This window comes from Mycobacterium paraense (assembly GCF_002101815.1).
GTDB classification, from domain to species: domain Bacteria; phylum Actinomycetota; class Actinomycetes; order Mycobacteriales; family Mycobacteriaceae; genus Mycobacterium; species Mycobacterium paraense.
Window position 1 is genome coordinate 240,211 of record NZ_LQPM01000010.1, and the last position, 16,388, is coordinate 256,598.

The following is a 16,388-nucleotide window of genomic DNA, read 5'->3' on the forward strand; positions in this document are numbered from 1 at the left end:
TCCGGGGCGACACTGTCCTTTATGGAATCGTTTCACCGCATCGCATCGGCGGCCGCCGGTCTGGTGCTTCTCGCGGCGCTGCCCGGATGCGGCGGCAACGGTGGCAGCCACACGACGGGTTCGCCGACGCCGAAGGTGACCACCCTGGGGCGCACCGTCGCGCAGGCGCCCGCGGACGGGCCGCTGACCGTCAGCAGCCCGGCGATCGCCGACGGCGCGCCGATCCCCGCGCAGTACACGTGCAAGGGCGCCGACGTCGCGCCGCCGTTGACATGGTCGGCGCCGTTGGGCGCGGCGCTCGTGGTCGACGACCCCGACGCCCCGCGTGGGCCGTACGTGCATTGGCTCGTCGTCGGAATCCCGCCCGGCGCCGGCAGCACCGCGGACGGGCAGACGCCGGCCGGCGGGGCCAGCCTGCCCAACTCGGCCGGCCAGGCCGGCTACAGCGGGCCCTGCCCGCCCGCGGGCACCGGCGTCCACCACTACCGGTTCACCCTCTACCAGCTCCCGGCCACGTACGCGCTGCCGCCGGGACTCGCCGGGCCGCAGGCGGCCCAGGCCATCGCCCAGGCCGCGTCCGGAAGGGCGCAGTTCACCGGAACGTTCGCGGGCTGATGCCCGCGACACCGCCGGCGTTCGACGCAACGAAGGCAATCGAATTCGGCCAACTCGTCAACGCCACGTATGCGACGTCGCCGGGCGATCTGACGAACAAGGCCGGCCAGCCCCTGAGCGCAGGCGGCATCGACTACACCGTGGTCACGACCGTCTACGCCAATGACCTTGCCACGGACATGAATCCGGCCCGAATCGACGACAAGGTGTCCATCGGGCTGATCTGCCAGGAGAACGACACCGGCGACGTCGCGATCGCGCTCCGCGGCACCGAGGGAATCCTGGAGTGGATCCACGACGCCGAGTTCTCGCTGGTGCCATGCCCGTTCCTGGCCGGCGCCGGCCACACCGAAGACGGCTTCACCGACATGTACCTGTCGCTGCGGACCGGCACCGACCCGGGCGCGCCGACGGTCGTCAAAGCGCTTGCGACGCTCTCGTTTTCGCAACCCGTCGGCTCCGTGACGATTTGCGGCCACAGCCTGGGCGGAGCCCTGGCGACACTGCTGGCCCTCGATGTGGCGGCGAACAGCGCCTTCACCGAGCCGGTCGTCTACACCTTTGCCAGCCCGCGCACCGGGGATCCGCTGTTCGCCAGCACCTTCGACCAGGTGGTCAAGAACTCCTATCGCATCGCCAACCGCCTGGACGTCATCACCGCGCTGCCTCCCATGTTCGCCGGCTACGACCACGTGCTCACGCCGTACGAGCTCAACCCCGTCCGGTTGGTGAACTGCACCTTGATTTGCGAACATTCGCTCGCGACCTATCTGTACCTGCTGTCGCTGCAATCGGGCGGACCCGTGCTGCCGCTGGAGCCCGCCTGCAAGCCCTGACGGGCGCTTGCTAACCCGCTCTGGTCGCGAGCCGAAGCAATCCGCGGCGGCGACACGCCGAGGAAGCCGGCCGTGGGTTCACGCTCAGATCGCCCGAGCACTCTCTAGGGCCGCCTCGACAAAGCGGCGCAGCACGGCGTTGCGCGCGCGAGGCAGGAACGCAAGCGAGACCGGGCTCTCCGGCGCTCCCCGCAGCGCGATGAACCGCACGCCGGGGTGAATGTTGCGCCTTACGGCGACGTCGGGTATCACGCCGATGCCGCGGTCGGCCGCGACGGACTCGATCCACTCGTCGAAATTCGTTGTCTCGACGATGGTTTCCGGACCCGCGCCGGCAGGCCACGACCATGGCCCGGTGGTGCCGCTGGCGGTGTTGACCACCAAAGGCCACCGCGGCACCTCGGCCCAGTCCAGCTCCGCGCGGTCGGCCAGGGCCGAGTGAACCGCGCACACCGCCACCCGCGACTCGTTGAACAGGTGGACGACCCGCACCGCGGTCGACGTCAGCTGCCCGCGCACCACCGCGACGTCGACCTTTCCCTGCTGCACCGCCGTCAGCGCGTCGTCGGTGCGGATCAGGGTGACCGCCGTCCCGGTGGCCCGCTCGAAACTGGCGACGGTGTCCTGCGCCCACGGATCGGGCAACAACCAACTGAATCCCAGGCGGATGCTCGCCTGCCGCCGGACGGCGCCGAACCCGCGCTCCAGCTCGGCGAGGGCCCGCTCGACGTGATCGAGGAACGCCCGTCCGGCCTGGGTCGTCTCGACGTGGCGTGAACTGCGGTCGAGCAGCGTCACTCCCAGTGCGTCTTCCAACTGCTGGATGGTGCGGCTCAGCGCCGGCTGGGTGATGACGAGTTCGTCTGCGGCCCGGGTGAATGACTTGAGCCGCGCCACCGCCTCGAACGCCCGGAGGTGACGCAACTCGACTCGGCCACCGTCCAGCGCGCCCATGCCTGACAAGCATAGATCGATGACAGCAGGCATTTCACAGCCGATCACTTCGACCGTAGCGTCGTGGGCGGGTCATAGAGAGAAGGACACAACATGCCATTGCTGTATATCGACCTCATCGAGGGCCGCACGCCGGCGGAGGTTCGGGCGCTGCTGGACGCCGTCCACGAGGCCGTGGTGGAGGCGTTCGGCGTGCCGCCGCGCGACCGCTACCAGGTGGTGCGCACCCATCCCGCCCACGAGATCGTCACCTGGGACACCGGTCTCGGCATCACCCGGTCGGCCCGGCAGGTGATCGTGCACATGGTGAGCCGGCGGCGCACCCGCGCGATGAAGGAGAAGTTCTACGAGCTGCTGGCGCTGAGCCTGTCCGAGAAGTGCGGGATCGACCCGGCCGATCTGATCGTCTCGATCACCGAAAACGGTGACGAGGATTGGTCATTCGGTAACGGCCGGGCGCAGTTTCTCACCGGGGAGCTGACATGACCCTGGGCACCCGCCTGACCGAATACTTCGGGATCGAACACCCGATCCTGCTCGCGCCGATGGCGGGAATCGCCGGCGGGCGGCTCGCGGCGGCGGTGACTTCGGCCGGGGGCCTGGGCCTGATCGGCGGGGGCTACGGCGAAAAGGACTGGCTGCGACGGGAATTCGAGCTGTCCGCCGGGGCGAAGGTCGGGGCAGGGTTCATCACCTGGAGCCTGGCCCGCGAGCCCGAGCTGCTCGACGAGGCACTGGCGCGCCACCCGGCCACCATCATGCTGTCGTTCGGTGAGCTGCGGCCCTTCGCCGACCGCATCCACGCCGCCGGCGTTCCGCTCACCGCCCAGGTGCAAAACCTCGACCACGCGCGCCAGGCCCTGGACGCCGGCGCGGAGGTCATCGTCGCCCAGGGTGGCGAGGCGGGCGGGCACGGGATGACCGTGCGTTCGACGTTCACCCTGGTTCCGGATGTCGTGGACCTGGTCGCCGAACGCTCGCCCGACACGCTTGTGGTGGCCGCGGGCGGTGTCGCCGACGGACGGGGCCTGGCCGCGGCGCTGGCGCTCGGCGCCGACGGCGCGCTGGTAGGCACCAGATTCTGGGCGACCCCGGAGGCGTTGGTGTCGCCGCTGGCCCAGCGGCGCGCCGTCGGGGCGAACGGGGACGAGACCGTGCGCACCCGTGTGTATGACGTTGTGCGGCGGCTGGATTGGCCGGGCGAATACACCGTCCGCGCGCTGGGCAACCCCTTCCTCGACACCTGGCATGGCAAGGAGGAACAACTCTCAGGTTCGGTCGACGAAGCGGTGAAAGCCTTCGAAACGGCAACGGCCGAGGAGGATTTCGACACAGCGGCGATCATCATCGGCGAGGCGATCGGGCGCATTCGCCAAGTCCGCCCCGCCACCGACGTCGTCGCCGACATGGTCTCCCAGGCCGCCGGCATCCTGCGACCGCGCAGCTCAGTACAACGGTGACCAGTCCGACGTCCGCAACAGGCGGCTCTCCCACTGGTCGCGGAATTTCAGGGCCTCGAACATGTAGCTGCCCGGCGCCCGGTGTTCGGCCGGGACCTCCTTGGTGAGCAGATGGACCAGGGCCGCATAGTTGTTGGAGTCGTCAATCTTCTGCCACAGCATGGCTTCTCGGCGGCGGTAGCTGCCGTGGGCCACCTGGAAGCACGCCTGGATGTCGAGGATGCGCATCCTGGCCGGCGCCTGCGACAGCGGGCGGTAGTAGATCTCATCCCAGGAGCGGATGTAGTCGTCCAACGGCGCATAAGGCCAGCCGGTGTCCTCCATGAACATGGTCAGCGGGTGGGTCTGCGCGGTGGTGGGCACGCTGGCCAGGTCGACGGTCTGCAGGGGTGACCACGCGACCGGCAGCAGCAGCTTGCCCGTCACCTCGTGGCGGAGGTTGTCCAGTTCGCGCATCCAGGGGCGAAGGTCCCCGGTCTGGGCCCGGCGGACCAGGCTTTCCCAGGCCGCGCCGTCGCTGATCCCGGTGATGGTGACGACGCTGTAGGACGCCCCGCTGCCGTGGGCGTGGTTGGTGTACCAGAGCAGCCGCGCGTCGTCCTCCTCGGCCAGCGTGGGCATCCAGCCGTCGCGGTAGGCGGCTTCGAATTCGTCCTGCCGTGCGCCGACGACCTTGTGGGTCTCGTGAAGAAACAGCACTGGCACTCCCGGGGTTTCAGGTTGAGGTCAGGTCTCGCCCACGATGAGCGCGGCGATCTGGCGGCGGCTGACTTTGCCGGTCGCGTTGTAGGGGATCTCCTCGACGATCGCCAGCCGCTCGGGCAGCTTGAAATAGGCGATCAACCCGCGGCAATGCTCCCGCAACTGTTCGAGTGTCACCGGCGCGCAAGCCACTACGGCCGCCCCGACCCGCTGGCCGAGCTCCTCGTCGGCGAGCCCGGCGACCGCGACGTCGCTCACCGCAGGGTGGGAACGCAACGCCTCTTCGACCTCGACCGGCCCGAACTTCTCGCCACCCCGGTTGATGGTGTCGCTCAGCCGGCCGGACGGGAACAGGTAACCGTCGGGATCTTGGCGGGCGAGATCGCCGGTGCGCAGCCAGCCTTCGGCCACGTTCTGGCCGCTGTTCACCCACAGCTCCCCCACCGTTCCGGGCGCAACGTCGTCGCCGGTGGCGGGGTCGACCACTCGCACCTCGACCCCGGGTGGCGGGCGGCCGACCGAACCGGCGCGGGCCGGGTCCCGGTGGTCGCCGGGCAACAGAGTCGTGTACGCCCCGAGCGTCTCGGTCTGGCCGAACACGTTGGCGAACGCCACGTGCGGCAGCGCGGCCATCGCCCTGCGCACCAACGTGATTGGCGCGGCGGCGGCGCCGTACGCGATGGCGACCAAGGACGTCAGGTCGGTGTGCGGGAAGTCGGGGTGGTCGAGGATGCGCTGCAGCATCGCCGGCACCATGAAGGTGGCCGCCACCCGGTGCTCCGACACCAGGCGCAGCCATTCCCCGGCGTCGAACCGCGGCTGCACCACCGAGGTGCTGCCCGAGTACAAACCGCCGAGTGTGCCCAGCGCCCCGCCGACATGGAAGAAGGGGACGCACATCATTCCCGTCGCGGGTCTGGCCCCCGCCCGGAACGGGGCCGCCATTCCGGTGATCCTCGCGGTGAGCCGCCGGTCGTTGATGCCGACGGCCTTGGGCAGCCCCGTCGTGCCGCTGGTGAACAGCACCAGGGCGTCCCGGTCGGGGTCGTCGGCGGGCGGTTCCGGTTCGTACCCCTGGTCGGGGAGGTCGGAGTCCGTCAACACCGCCGGCGCGCCAGCGTCGCGGAGGCGCTCGACGTACGGCTCGCCCGCGACCGCGACGTCGGCGCAGCCGGCGTTCGTCAGGAGCCCCTGCAGCTCCGGCGGCGTGAGCGCGGGATTCATCAGGGCCGCCGCGGCGCCGATGCGCGCCGCGCCGAGCACCGTCGCGATCGACAGCAGGCTCCCGTGGTCGACGACGGCGACGCGCTGGCCGGCCACGACCCCGCGAGCTGTCAGGGCGGCGGCGCAGCGCCGCACCGTCGCCGCCAGGTCGCCGTAACTGATGTGGCGCCCGTCGATGATGAGCGCGGTCCGGGCCGGGTCGCCTGTCGCGGCGGCGTCGAGGATGGTCCCGGTGTTCATCGGTGGGGCTAATACAGAGGTGACCACGCGGAGGTGCGCAGCAGCCGGCTGGTCCACTGGTCGCGCAGGTCCAGGGCGTCGTACATCCACGTGCCCGGCGCGCGGTATTCGGACGGGATGTGGGTCCGGAGCAGTTCGAGCAGTTGCTCCGGCCGCTTGATGCGCTGCATCAGGATGACCTCGCGGCGCAGGTGGCTGCCCAGCGCGGGCTGGAACGCCGCCTGGATGGTCAGCATGGAGGACGGCCGCTCCAGGCTGCGCGCGTAGACGTCGCCGCAGCGCTCGATGTATTCCTCGAACTTGTCCTGGTACGGCCACATGGTGTCTTCCATGTAGAGCGTCAGCTCGTGCTCTCGGCCGTCGGTCGGCACCTCGTCGAACGACACTTCCTGCAGCGGTGACCACGTGAGCGGGACCAGCAACTTGGCCTCGACCTCGTGGCGCAGTTCGTCGACACCGCGGATCCACTTCTGCAGGTCGCCCTGCTGCACGCGCAGGGCGAGCCTTTCCCACGCCGCCCCGTCCTTCACGGCGGTGATGGTGACGACGGTGTAGGCGGGTCCGCTGCCTTGGGCGTGGTCGGCGTACCACAGCAGCCGGGCGTCGTCGTCGGCGCCGAGCGTGGGCATCCAGCCCTCCCGAAACGCGGCCTCGAAGTCGTCTTCCGCGCGGCCGCGCACCTTGTGTACCTCGTGCATGAACAGCACGCCGACACCTCCAAACACGCGACGCTCTGCCTTGAAACGCCCTCGTTCAACGGACGGTAACCCGGCCGCCTTTCGCCACTCGCGCCGGGTGTACATGTGCACAATGAGGCGCGTTCGCCGACCTAGACAGCCGAGTCGAGAATCTGGTTTGCTTCGATACGGTAACGACGTTCACCGGGCAGGAGTTCACGGATGGCCCGACTCGATGTGCCGGATGGTCCCGGCGGGGAACCCGCGATGATCTGGACGCTGCGGCCACCACTCGGCGCCATGGTCGAGCGGATGATCCGGGGCGCGTACGAACAAAGCATCCTGCCGGCCGAGGAGCGGGAACTCGCGCGGATGCGCATCGCCCAGATCAACGACTGCGTCGCCTGCTCGGATTTCCGTGCCCAGTCCGTGCTCGACGCCGGCGTCGCCCCCGAGCTCTACGACAACGTCGCCGCCTACGCCAGCTACCCCGGTTACACGCCGCGGCAGCGCCTTGCCATCGAGTTTGCGGAACGCTTCGCCACCAACCACGCGTCGATGGACGACGCGTTCTTCGAGCGGCTGCGCGCGGCGTTCTCCGACGAGGAGATCCTCGATCTGACGCTCTGCGTCGCGGTGTTCCTCGGCCTGGGCCGCTCGTTGGCGGTGCTGGGCGTCGACCAGTCCTGCGCCATCGAGCTCTGATCGGGCGTCGAACCAACAACGTAAGGAACCAATGGACATAGCGACGGTCGATGAATTGCTGAGCACCACGCGCGCCGTCCGTAAACGCCTCGACCTAGACCGGCCCGTCGGCCGCGAAGTCATCCTCGAATGCATCCGCCTCGCCATGCAGGCGCCCACCGCGAGCAACGCGCAGGACTGGCGCTGGTTGGTGATCACCGATGCCGACAAGCGCGCCGCGATCGCCGAGATCTATCGCCGCGTCGGCGCCGAGTACCTGGCGTATGCGGCCAAGGAGGCGTCCGATCCGCAGACCCAGCGCGTGTATGCGGGAGCGCTGGCCCTGACCGAGACGCTGGCCCGGGTGCCCGTGCATGTCATCCCGTGCCTGGACAACCGCATCGACAACTCGAACCTGCTGACGGCCGCGTCGGCCTGGGCGTCGATCATCCCGGCCGGCTGGAGTTTTCTGCTCGCGTTGCGCTCCCGGGGCCTGGGATCGGTGTGGACGACGATGCACCTGGCCAGGGAACACGAGGTGGCCGAATTGCTCGGCATCCCGGATAGCGCCACCCAGGCCGCGCTGTTCCCCGTCGCCTACACGATCGGCACCGACTTCCGGCCGGCCAAGCGGCCGCCCGCGGAAACCATCACCTATTGGGACACCTGGGGACACCCGGTTGGAGAACGCTGATGCAGTCCTACACCGTGCGATTTCACGTCGACGCGCCGCCGAGGAAAGTGTGGCGGGTGCTTCATCCGCCGGTTCCGCCGGACGCGCCCCGGCCGCGGGTGCTCACGTGGCCGACGGGCAGCATGGAGATCCTCAACGAGGGCAACGAGGCCGGCGAGGGCCTGGTGCGCACCTGTGTCTTCCCGGTCCCGAAGTACCTGCTGTCGGGCGGCCGAGCGCGGTCGTGGGAGACGGTGACTGAGGCGAAGATGAACAAGCTGTCGCGTTACGTCGCGGTCGGGGCGCCGTTGTGGTCCCGCGCCGAGGGCTATCACGAACTCGAGGAGCAGCCCGACGGCACCACCGTGCTGACCTTTCACGAGACCTACCACGCCTACAATCCGGTGCTGCGCTTCTTCCTCGAGCGCCCCGTGCACGCGAGGATTTCCCGCGACAACCTCGATACGTACGAGCACGCGTTGGGCTATGCCGGCAAAGTGCGTCGCCTGACGTAGCAATCCCCTTCCGGGACAACGCTTCTCGCGTTCCGCGGATGGCGGGCGGCCAAAACATGTCATACCCCCCGGGCATCGTGTCGGTAGGCACGACGAAAGGGGACCTGCGATGTGCTGGATGTGCGACCACCCGGGGAGCACCGTGGACGACTATCTCGAGGTGATCCGCGGCAAGATCCGCAACCGAGGCTGGACGGTGCAATACGTCGAGGACGATCGGGTTCCGTACGCGTACACCGTCGGCCTGGCCGGCCATGGGTTGCCCGAGTTGTTGGTGACCGGCGTCTCGCCGCGGCGGGCGCTGGGGCTGTTGGGCGGCCTCGCCGACTCGGCAGCGCGGGCGGCCTGGGACGTCGGCGCGCCCAAGCCCGGTGCCCGGCTCACCCTCCCCGGTCCGACACTCGTCGAGGTCGTGGAGGTCGAGTTCCCGGATGTGCACATGAACGCCGCGGTCGCCCTCTACGGGGGCGGGGTGCGGGGGCGTCAACTCGTATGGGCCGACCGGCGGGGCCGCTGGCCGTGGTCGGCGAGCTTCAACAACGGTCGAGCCACGCAACCGGTGCTGGGTGCGCGGGCCGCTCCGGGTCGCGCAGACGGGCGGCGGCGGGCGCCCCAAACTTAGCTCCGGGCCGATGCCAGCAGTACACCGCGCGAAGCGTCTTTGCTCGGCCGAGAACCCTCCTCAGCGGCGGACCCAAAATTTGGTTAATTGACGGAACCGCAGGTCAGAAAGGTGTCGATATTTTGTCCGAAACCCACCACAAGGTGGTGAAGGACCCTAATCTGGGCTCCGCCGTGAAACCGCGGTTTTCATAACGGTCTCAAAGACTCCGCAACGCCAGCGGGTTTCACGGTCCGAGGGAAAGGGTCGAAGGCTTGATCAATTCCAGAAAAGACCTCCGCCTGGTTCAGGTGCCCTCGGTGGCGCGCTACGCGGAGAGCCTTCGGGCGGCCGACCTGCGGGTTACCCGCCCGCGGATCGCGGTGCTCCATTCGGTGAACCTGAATCCACACGCCGACACGGAAACGGTCATCGGAGCCGTGCGGGCGTGCCTGCCCGAGGTGTCCCGGCAGGCCGTCTACGACATCCTGCATGCGCTGACCGACGTGGGTCTGTTGCGACGCGTCCAGCCCCCGGGCTCCGTCGCGCGCTACGAAACTCGGGTGGGCGACAACCACCATCACATGGTCTGCCGGAGCTGCGGGGCCATCGCGGACGTCGACTGCGCCATCGGTGCGGATCCCTGCTTGTCCGTTTCCGACACCAACGGCTTTCAGCTCGACGGGGCGGAGGTCATCTACTGGGGCAGCTGCCCCGGCTGCTCGGTGTCAAACGGGGATCACAGTCCCACAGAAGAACTCGCCGACGACATGCTTGGCTCGGGCGATAGCGGCGACCAGCCACCGAGCGACGGCCAACTGTCGCCGACGCCGACGCCAAGCCCCGGGGCGGGGGGATGGCTTGCCCCCGGCCCGCTCACGCCCATCACCGGGTTGAAGGCGGCCGGAATTGGGACGGGAGGTCTGGGAGCCAACGCGGGGTGGGCTCGCTACGACATCGCCGATGCCACAGTTGCCAGCAACGAGCCTCGCATCGAGCCTTCCGTTTCACCCTCGTCTACGTCTACGTGAAATGCGCTGCCCGCACCGGTAAACTGCTCCTTCGTGGGGTTCAACGTCAACGCATCCGCGGCGGCACGGTCTCTGGTCGCCGGGGTGCTGCTTGCCGGCTGGGTGGCATCCGGGGCGGTCGCCGTCGCCGATCCGGAGCCGACGCCGCCACCCGCGCCGAAGACCACGATGGACCACGACGGCACGTTCGCGGTGGGAAGCGACATCGCCCCCGGCATCTACAGCTCGGCGGGACCCGTCGGCGACGGCACCTGCTACTGGAAGCGAACGGGTAACCCCGACGGCAACCTGGTCGACAACGCCCTGAGCAAGAAGCCGCAGGTGGTGCAGATCGAACCCACCGACAAGTCGTTCAAGACAACCGGCTGCCAGCCCTGGCAGCTGACACCCGACGCCACCCCGCCGGCCAGTGCGCCGCCAGCGGGTGTGCAGGGCACTCTCGGCATCCTCAACGGGCTGCTCGGCGGCCAGAGCGGCCCGCCACCCCCCCATTCCTGACGGGAGCTTGCTGCCCTTGGCAAGTGACACGGCCGGCCCGCAACAGATTGTCGTCATCGGTGCCGGCGTCAGCGGCTTGACGTCGGCCATCTGCTTGGCCGAGGCGGGCTGGCCGGTGCGGGTGTGGGCGGCCGCGATGCCGCAAGAAACGACCTCGGTGGTGGCCGGTGCGGTCTGGGCGCCCCCTCGCCCGGCCGAACGCGCCGCGGCGACCCTGGACTGGACCGCGCATTCCCTGCGGGTGTTTCGGGAACTGGCCGACGACCCCGGCACGGGGGTTCTCCTGGCGCCGGCGCTGGCCGTCGGGGAATTCATCGGGGCCGAGGCGGCCTCCCCCGCGGCCAAGCTGATCCCCGATCTGCGGCCGGCCGATCCGGCCGACGTGCCGGACGGCTTCGGCGCCGGATTTCGGGCAACCATGCCGATGATCGACATGCCGCGCTACCTCGACTACCTCGCGCGCCGGCTGGCCGTGGCCGGCTGCGAGATCGAGGTGCGCCCGGTGCGGTCGCTGGCCGAGGCCGCCGACGCCGCGCCGATCGTCGTCAACTGCGCCGGGCTCGGCGCGGGAGCGCTGACCGGCGATGACTCCGTGCGGCCGCTGTTCGGCCAGCACGTCGTCCTGGGGAATCCCGGTGTGCGGCAACTGTTCATCGAGCTGAGCCACGGCCGGGAATGGACCTGCTTCTTCCCCCACCCGCAGCGGGTGGTGTGCGGTGGCGTCAGCATTCCCGGCCGCTGGGACACGACACCGGATCCCCAGGTGACCGACCGAATCCTGCAGCGGTGCCGCCGCATCGAGCCGCGGCTGGGCGAGGCCGAGGTGATCGAGACGATCACCGGGTTGCGTCCGGACCGGCCGGCAGTGCGGGTAGAGGCGGAGCCGCTCGGGCGGGCCCGGTGCATCCATAACTACGGGCACGGCAGCAATGGCGTGACGCTGTCGTGGGGTTGCGCCCGCGACGTGGTGCGCCTGGTCGAGGCAGGCGCACGATGAGCATCGACTTCGCGCTGGCGGGCCATATCGCGACCATCACGATCAACCGTCCTGAGACGCGCAACTCGCTGGACATGGCGCATTTCCGCGATCTGGCCCATGCCTGGGCGGCGTTCCGCGACGACGACCGCGTCTGGGTCGCAGTGATCACCGGCGTCGGCCGGGACTTCTGCACGGGGGCCGACCTCAAGAAATTCATCCCGGAACTCACCGGGGACCTGCCCAAGCCCGAGGGCTGGAACAAGGACGACGCGATCCACGCCGTCTTGCATCGGTTTCCGGTGTACAAGCCGATCGTCGCGGCGGTCAACGGCACCTGCGTCGCCGGCGGCTTCGAGATGTTGACCTCCACGGACATTCGCGTCGCCGTGCCCGAGGCGCGCTTCGCGGTGATGGAGCCGAAGCGCGGCCTGTTCGCCGGCGGCGGGAGCACCGTTCGGCTGCCCCGCCAGATGCCGTACCCGCTCGCGATGGAGCTGCTGCTGACGGCCGACATGGTGGACGCGGAGCGGGCCCTGGCCATGGGGCTGATCAACCGGGTGGTCCCCGCCGACCGGTTGATGGACACGGCATATGACTACGCGGAGCGCATCGTGGCCAACGCGCCACTCGCCGTCTTCGCGACCAAACAGTCGGCCGTCGAGGGTCTGGCGCTCGACCTCGGGGCGGCCTACGACAACGAAACACGGCACAGCGACCGGGTTTTCGAGACCGAGGACGCCAAGGAGGGCCCCCGAGCGTTCGCCGAGAAGCGCCCGCCCCGGTGGCAGGCCCGCTGACGGTATAGGGCCCTCAGGCCCGCGTGACGTCGCGGATGACCAGCGACAGCACCCAGCTGACGATCGACAACAGGATGGCGGCCCAGATCGCCGTCCACCAGAAGTGATCGATCTGCAGCCCCCAGTGCGTGGTGTGCGAGGTGATCCACGCGGTGATCCACAACATCAAGGCGTTGATCACGATGTGGATCAGACCCAGGGTCACGATGTAGAGCGGGATCGACAAGATCTGGACGATCGGCTTGATGAACGCGTTGACCAGACCGAAGATCACGGCGACGACGAAGATGATGGCGACCGTCTGCAGCGTGGTGTTGCCGCCGACGAATCTCATCCCGTGCATAAACAGGGTGACGATCCACATGGCGAGGCCGGTCAATGCGGCGCGAAGCAGAAAAGGGCCCATGCCGAAAGATCCTGCCACTGGCCGGGCGGGAAGTCACATGCCGGCTCGATGCCAGCCCTGCGCGGCCCCTGCCCGGCTTTAGTTGACCGACTGTCGGTATGGTCTTGTGCGCGTAGGGTTTTCGACGCTAATTGCTTCTGTCCATGGTATCCGAGTACGAGCACATCCAAGTCATCTGCTGGGCATCGACGCCTCCGCACAACCCGCCTTTCTCCGGCGGCGCGGACGTTCGGACCCCGACGTTACCCGCAAACTTGGCCCACCTGTCCGTCGATGGGGCTCGCACCCTCGCAATCGCCCAGAGGGTATCTGCGCACCGCGTTACCGCGATGCGAGTTGTCGATGCAGGCCTGGTGGGCAGTGGGAACCGTGATGTCGGCACAGGGATCGTCGGCGTGTGCTTGCGCCGGTGGAATGCATACGGCTACCAGTGCTATCACCGCTGCCGCCGATGCGCCCTTTAGTGCCTTCTTCATCGGTTCGTCCTCTCCTGAACCCCCAATGGCCACCACGTTGTCGCCACCCAGACACAGTGGAGCACCTTGTGATGTCAGATGTGTTACGGCGAGTTTTCCTGCTGTGCATTGGGCGGCGGGCGCTCCACCGGCGATTCTTGTGGGCTTCGGCGGGTCGCGACGAAGCGGATCGAGGCTGGACGGCGGCCTCGCGGGATCGAATCGGTTGTCGTTGAACATCTTTGGGTGATGCGCGGGGCAGCAGGCAGAAGGGGTTGCCCCCGCGTGGTTCTAGTCAGTCCCACATAGCGGGCCTTGCGTGGGGGAACTCAGAGTTTCGGATCCAGAAGTTCCGACAAAACTGGCCCTCCGCTCCGTAATCGGGGCTCGCCTGGCAATCGCCCATTCTGGGCGTGGCGTCACCGGTCGTGGATTGATTGATGCAAGTCTGCCGGGCAGCGGGATCGCTGATCCCGTCGCAGGGATCGTCGGCGTGTGCTTGCGCCGGCGAAATGCAGAGGGGTGCCAGGGTTATCACCGCTGCGGCTGCGGCCACTGCTAATGCCTTCTTCATCGTTCCTTCATCTCGTGCCCCCTCATGGCGGCCCTGTCGTCGCCGGCTGAATGGGTGCGGGCATGGCCCTTACCTCTCACCCACCTGACGGAGGTCGCCGCATGATGGTGCCGGGGATCGGCGGTCCATAGCCTTTCTCTTCCGGCTTGTCCCGCTGGGCCTTGCGTGCTCCCGGTGGCATCGGCGGCACGAACATCGGGACCAGTGGAGCACCCTCGGCTGTTGTTGCCATCAGCGGTGCCTCGGTGGCAGTGAGCTGGACCGGGGAGGTGACCGCCGAAGGCGGGACCACGAGATTTCCGACGTACATTCCCTTGCCTAGCGAGGCGGTGACAGACGCCTCGAATGCAGAGGTCGCAGCGGCGGGTGCATAAAAATTGGGGGCCCCTCCCACGGCCTCCGGACCGGTGAGGTTGTACGCAATGGCCAGGTTGCGGGGGGTGGGGGCCAGGACGTCCGGGTACTGACCGGGCACGAAATCATGACCTCCCGTGAATGCGCCAACGAGGTTGAACGGGAACCCGCTCTGGATGACGCTCTCCTCGTGGACGAGCAACAGCGCGATGGTGGGATTTTCGAAAATCGGATCCGTGGGAAGGCTGATGGCTTGCGCAGTGGTTACCGCCGCGCTCTGCGCGACCACGCCAGCCGGGTTGGTGGTGGCGGGAGGAGGCGTGAACGGCTGTAACGTCATGGTCTGCAGCCGGGTCACGTCGTAGCCCAGCATGGCGGTGGTGTTACCCGCCCACATCTGCACGTACTGGGCCTCGGTGGCGGCGATGGCGGGGAAGTTGATGCCGAAAAAGTTCGTCGCGATCAGATCAGCCAGCAGTGTGCGGTTGGCGGTGACGACGCTGGGAAGTACCACAGCGGTCCGGGCGGCGACGAATGAGCTCGCCATGGTGCTGGCCGCCATCGACATCTGGGCGGCCTGGGCCGCAGTGGTGTTCAGCCAGGACACGTAGGGAATGGTGGACAGCGTCATCGCCCTGGCTGATGGTCCCTCCCAGGGAATGCCCGCCACAATGGAGGCGTAGTCAGCGGCGGTCTGTTGAAGCTCGAGCGCCAGCTTGCGCCACACATTGGCAGCGGCTAACAGCGATCCGGGCCCTGGTCCTGAATGAATCAGCGCCGAGGTGATCTCCGGAGGAGCCCAGAAGTTCACGCCTGCCATGTCAATGCTCGAAGCCGATAGCCCTCACTGTGTTTGTGACTGCTGGAGTTGCTCGCCCGCACCGAAAACGCTACCCCTGTATGGGTGCGCGCAGGAAGCGCCGGCGGAGCGCCATGGCCGGACGTCCCGAAGGCAGTCGAGCGCGGTAATAACCGAACTGGGCGATCGAAACGCCGAGAGGTTAGTTGAGGTTGTAGAAGCGCTGGGCGTTGAGCCCGCCGATTTTTTCGCGCGCGTCCTCGCTGATGTCGGCGCGGGTGCGCAGGTGCTTGGTGCTCTCCGGCCATTCGCCGTCCCAGTGCGGATAGTCGCTGGCGAACATGATGAAGTCGGCGCCGAGCACGTCGATCACGCCGGGCAGGATCGGTTCTTCGGGCTCACACGTCACGAAGATGTTGCCGGCGGACAGGTATTCGTGCGGATCGCGGCGCCAGCCGCGCTCGACCCAGTCGCCCCGCTTCTCGTAATGCTCGTGCAGGCGATCGATGAAGAACGGCACCCAGCCCGCGCCCGCCTCCAGGAACGCGACCCGCAACCGGGGATGCCGCTCGAAGACGCCGCCGGAGACCATCGCGGTCATCGCCGTCATCTGGTCGAACGGAAAACTGATGCAGTGCACCTGGATGTAGTTGGTGAACCGGTCCACGCCGATCTTCGGCAGGTGAATGCCTGGAGCCCCGTGGACGCCCAGCGGCATCTCCAGGTCGACGGCGGCCGCATAGAAGGGGTCGAGGTCCGGGTGGTCGAGGTTGCGGGTCTTGAGCGCGGGCGGCACCAGCGTCGCGACCAGCCCCAGCTCCTTGGCCTCGGTCATGACGTCGATGGCCGCCTGGCCGTGCTCGATCGGGGTCACGGCCACGCCGCGCAACCGGCCACCGGACGAGGCGCAGTAATCGGCGATCCACTGGTTGTAGAGGCGGGAGAACCCGGCGGCGAATTCGGGGTCCTCGAGGCTGGGCGCGCACAGCCCCATGCTCGGATACAGCACCATCGTGTCGATGTGATCGCGGTCGGCGTCGCCCAGCACACCCTCGGGTGAGCGGCAATTGATGTCGGGCGCCTTGCTGATCCCGTGCTCGGGCGGGCAGCCCGCTCCGGGACCCTGGTCCTCCGGATAGTTGCGGCCCTCGAACACCAGCCGCAGCCGCCCGTCGGTGCTGGGCTTGACGTGGTCGGGCCAGCGCTTGATCGCTTCGATCGCCAGGGAGGAGTTCTCGGCGACGTGTCCATCGGCATCGATGATTCGCATGTATCCGGAACTTACTCTCGCGCATCGCCCCCCGGTACTGCACG

Annotated in this window: 18 protein-coding genes and 1 pseudogene; 12 read left to right on the forward strand and 7 right to left on the reverse strand. The window is 68.2% G+C overall.

Annotation, left to right across the window (positions count from 1 at the left end; translation table 11 throughout):
* Positions 1-21: 21 nt before the first annotated feature.
* Positions 22-615: a YbhB/YbcL family Raf kinase inhibitor-like protein gene (locus AWB89_RS10065; RefSeq protein ID WP_085100372.1), complete on the forward strand. Its 594-nt coding sequence runs from the start codon at positions 22-24 to the stop codon at positions 613-615.
* Complete coding sequence (locus AWB89_RS10070) at positions 615-1,451, forward strand: lipase family protein (protein WP_085173266.1); 837 nt, start codon at positions 615-617, stop codon at positions 1,449-1,451. The genes AWB89_RS10065 and AWB89_RS10070 overlap by 1 nt, the downstream gene beginning before the upstream one ends.
* A gap of 84 nt (positions 1,452-1,535) precedes the next feature.
* Here AWB89_RS10070 and AWB89_RS10075 read toward each other — a convergent pair whose 3' ends face one another.
* On the reverse strand, positions 1,536-2,405 hold the full coding sequence (locus tag AWB89_RS10075; RefSeq protein ID WP_085173268.1) for a LysR family transcriptional regulator: 870 nt from the start codon (positions 2,403-2,405) through the stop codon (positions 1,536-1,538).
* A 93-nt stretch (positions 2,406-2,498) separates the two neighbouring features.
* Here AWB89_RS10075 and AWB89_RS10080 point away from each other — a divergent pair, with 93 nt between their 5' ends.
* Together AWB89_RS10080 and AWB89_RS10085 are read left to right on the forward strand one after the other, a co-directional pair.
* Positions 2,499-2,891 (forward strand): tautomerase family protein, encoded by a 393-nt coding sequence (locus AWB89_RS10080; protein ID WP_085173270.1) that lies wholly within the window; start codon positions 2,499-2,501, stop codon positions 2,889-2,891.
* Positions 2,888-3,865 (forward strand): NAD(P)H-dependent flavin oxidoreductase, encoded by a 978-nt coding sequence (locus AWB89_RS10085; RefSeq protein WP_085173271.1) that lies wholly within the window; start codon positions 2,888-2,890, stop codon positions 3,863-3,865. The genes AWB89_RS10080 and AWB89_RS10085 overlap by 4 nt, the downstream gene beginning before the upstream one ends.
* Here AWB89_RS10085 and AWB89_RS10090 read toward each other — a convergent pair.
* The 3 genes from AWB89_RS10090 to AWB89_RS10100 are packed head-to-tail and all read right to left on the reverse strand — an operon-like array spanning position 3,851 to position 6,756.
* Complete coding sequence (locus AWB89_RS10090; RefSeq protein ID WP_085173273.1) at positions 3,851-4,564, reverse strand: hypothetical protein; 714 nt, start codon at positions 4,562-4,564, stop codon at positions 3,851-3,853. The genes AWB89_RS10085 and AWB89_RS10090 overlap by 15 nt on opposite strands.
* A 27-nt stretch (positions 4,565-4,591) precedes the next feature.
* The gene (locus tag AWB89_RS10095; RefSeq protein WP_085173275.1) at positions 4,592-6,031 is read right to left on the reverse strand and encodes a class I adenylate-forming enzyme family protein; all 1,440 of its coding nucleotides are present in this window, start codon (positions 6,029-6,031) and stop codon (positions 4,592-4,594) included.
* An 8-nt stretch (positions 6,032-6,039) separates the two neighbouring features.
* On the reverse strand, positions 6,040-6,756 hold the full coding sequence (locus tag AWB89_RS10100) for a hypothetical protein (protein ID WP_241519402.1): 717 nt from the start codon (positions 6,754-6,756) through the stop codon (positions 6,040-6,042).
* Positions 6,757-6,930: 174 nt separating this feature from the next.
* Between AWB89_RS10100 and AWB89_RS10105 the strand changes: the two genes are divergently transcribed.
* The 8 genes and pseudogenes from AWB89_RS10105 to AWB89_RS10140 all read left to right on the forward strand — a co-directional run bounded on the left by AWB89_RS10105 (position 6,931) and on the right by AWB89_RS10140 (position 12,486).
* Positions 6,931-7,413, forward strand: coding sequence for a carboxymuconolactone decarboxylase family protein (locus AWB89_RS10105; RefSeq protein ID WP_085173277.1), 483 nt, complete (start codon positions 6,931-6,933; stop codon positions 7,411-7,413).
* Positions 7,414-7,444: 31 nt separating this feature from the next.
* A complete protein-coding gene (locus tag AWB89_RS10110; protein WP_085173279.1) occupies positions 7,445-8,086 on the forward strand; it encodes a nitroreductase family protein in 642 nt (213 codons plus the stop codon).
* Complete coding sequence (locus AWB89_RS10115; RefSeq protein ID WP_085100401.1) at positions 8,086-8,580, forward strand: SRPBCC family protein; 495 nt, start codon at positions 8,086-8,088, stop codon at positions 8,578-8,580. Before AWB89_RS10110 ends, AWB89_RS10115 begins: the two co-directional genes overlap by 1 nt.
* A 142-nt stretch (positions 8,581-8,722) precedes the next feature.
* Positions 8,723-9,202: a DUF4262 domain-containing protein gene (locus tag AWB89_RS10120; RefSeq protein ID WP_308206615.1), complete on the forward strand. Its 480-nt coding sequence runs from the start codon at positions 8,723-8,725 to the stop codon at positions 9,200-9,202.
* A gap of 290 nt (positions 9,203-9,492) precedes the next feature.
* Positions 9,493-9,906 (forward strand): annotated as a pseudogene (locus AWB89_RS27940) (Fur family transcriptional regulator); the annotation flags it as partial.
* A gap of 339 nt (positions 9,907-10,245) precedes the next feature.
* The gene (locus tag AWB89_RS10130; protein WP_085100407.1) at positions 10,246-10,710 is read left to right on the forward strand and encodes a hypothetical protein; all 465 of its coding nucleotides are present in this window, start codon (positions 10,246-10,248) and stop codon (positions 10,708-10,710) included.
* Between the two features lie 16 nt (positions 10,711-10,726).
* Positions 10,727-11,707, forward strand: coding sequence for an FAD-dependent oxidoreductase (locus AWB89_RS10135; protein ID WP_085173283.1), 981 nt, complete (start codon positions 10,727-10,729; stop codon positions 11,705-11,707).
* A complete protein-coding gene (locus AWB89_RS10140) occupies positions 11,704-12,486 on the forward strand; it encodes an enoyl-CoA hydratase/isomerase family protein (RefSeq protein ID WP_085173285.1) in 783 nt (260 codons plus the stop codon). The genes AWB89_RS10135 and AWB89_RS10140 overlap by 4 nt, the downstream gene beginning before the upstream one ends.
* A gap of 13 nt (positions 12,487-12,499) precedes the next feature.
* Here the strand turns inward: AWB89_RS10140 and AWB89_RS10145 are convergent, their stop codons facing one another.
* The 3 genes from AWB89_RS10145 to AWB89_RS10155 form a co-directional block, all read right to left on the reverse strand.
* Complete coding sequence (locus AWB89_RS10145) at positions 12,500-12,892, reverse strand: phage holin family protein (protein ID WP_085100415.1); 393 nt, start codon at positions 12,890-12,892, stop codon at positions 12,500-12,502.
* Between the two features lie 1,105 nt (positions 12,893-13,997).
* Positions 13,998-15,095, reverse strand: a complete 1,098-nt coding sequence (locus tag AWB89_RS10150) for a PPE family protein (RefSeq protein ID WP_085173287.1) — start codon at positions 15,093-15,095, stop codon at positions 13,998-14,000.
* A gap of 181 nt (positions 15,096-15,276) precedes the next feature.
* Positions 15,277-16,344 (reverse strand): amidohydrolase family protein, encoded by a 1,068-nt coding sequence (locus AWB89_RS10155; RefSeq protein ID WP_085100420.1) that lies wholly within the window; start codon positions 16,342-16,344, stop codon positions 15,277-15,279.
* Positions 16,345-16,388: the final 44 nt, after the last annotated feature.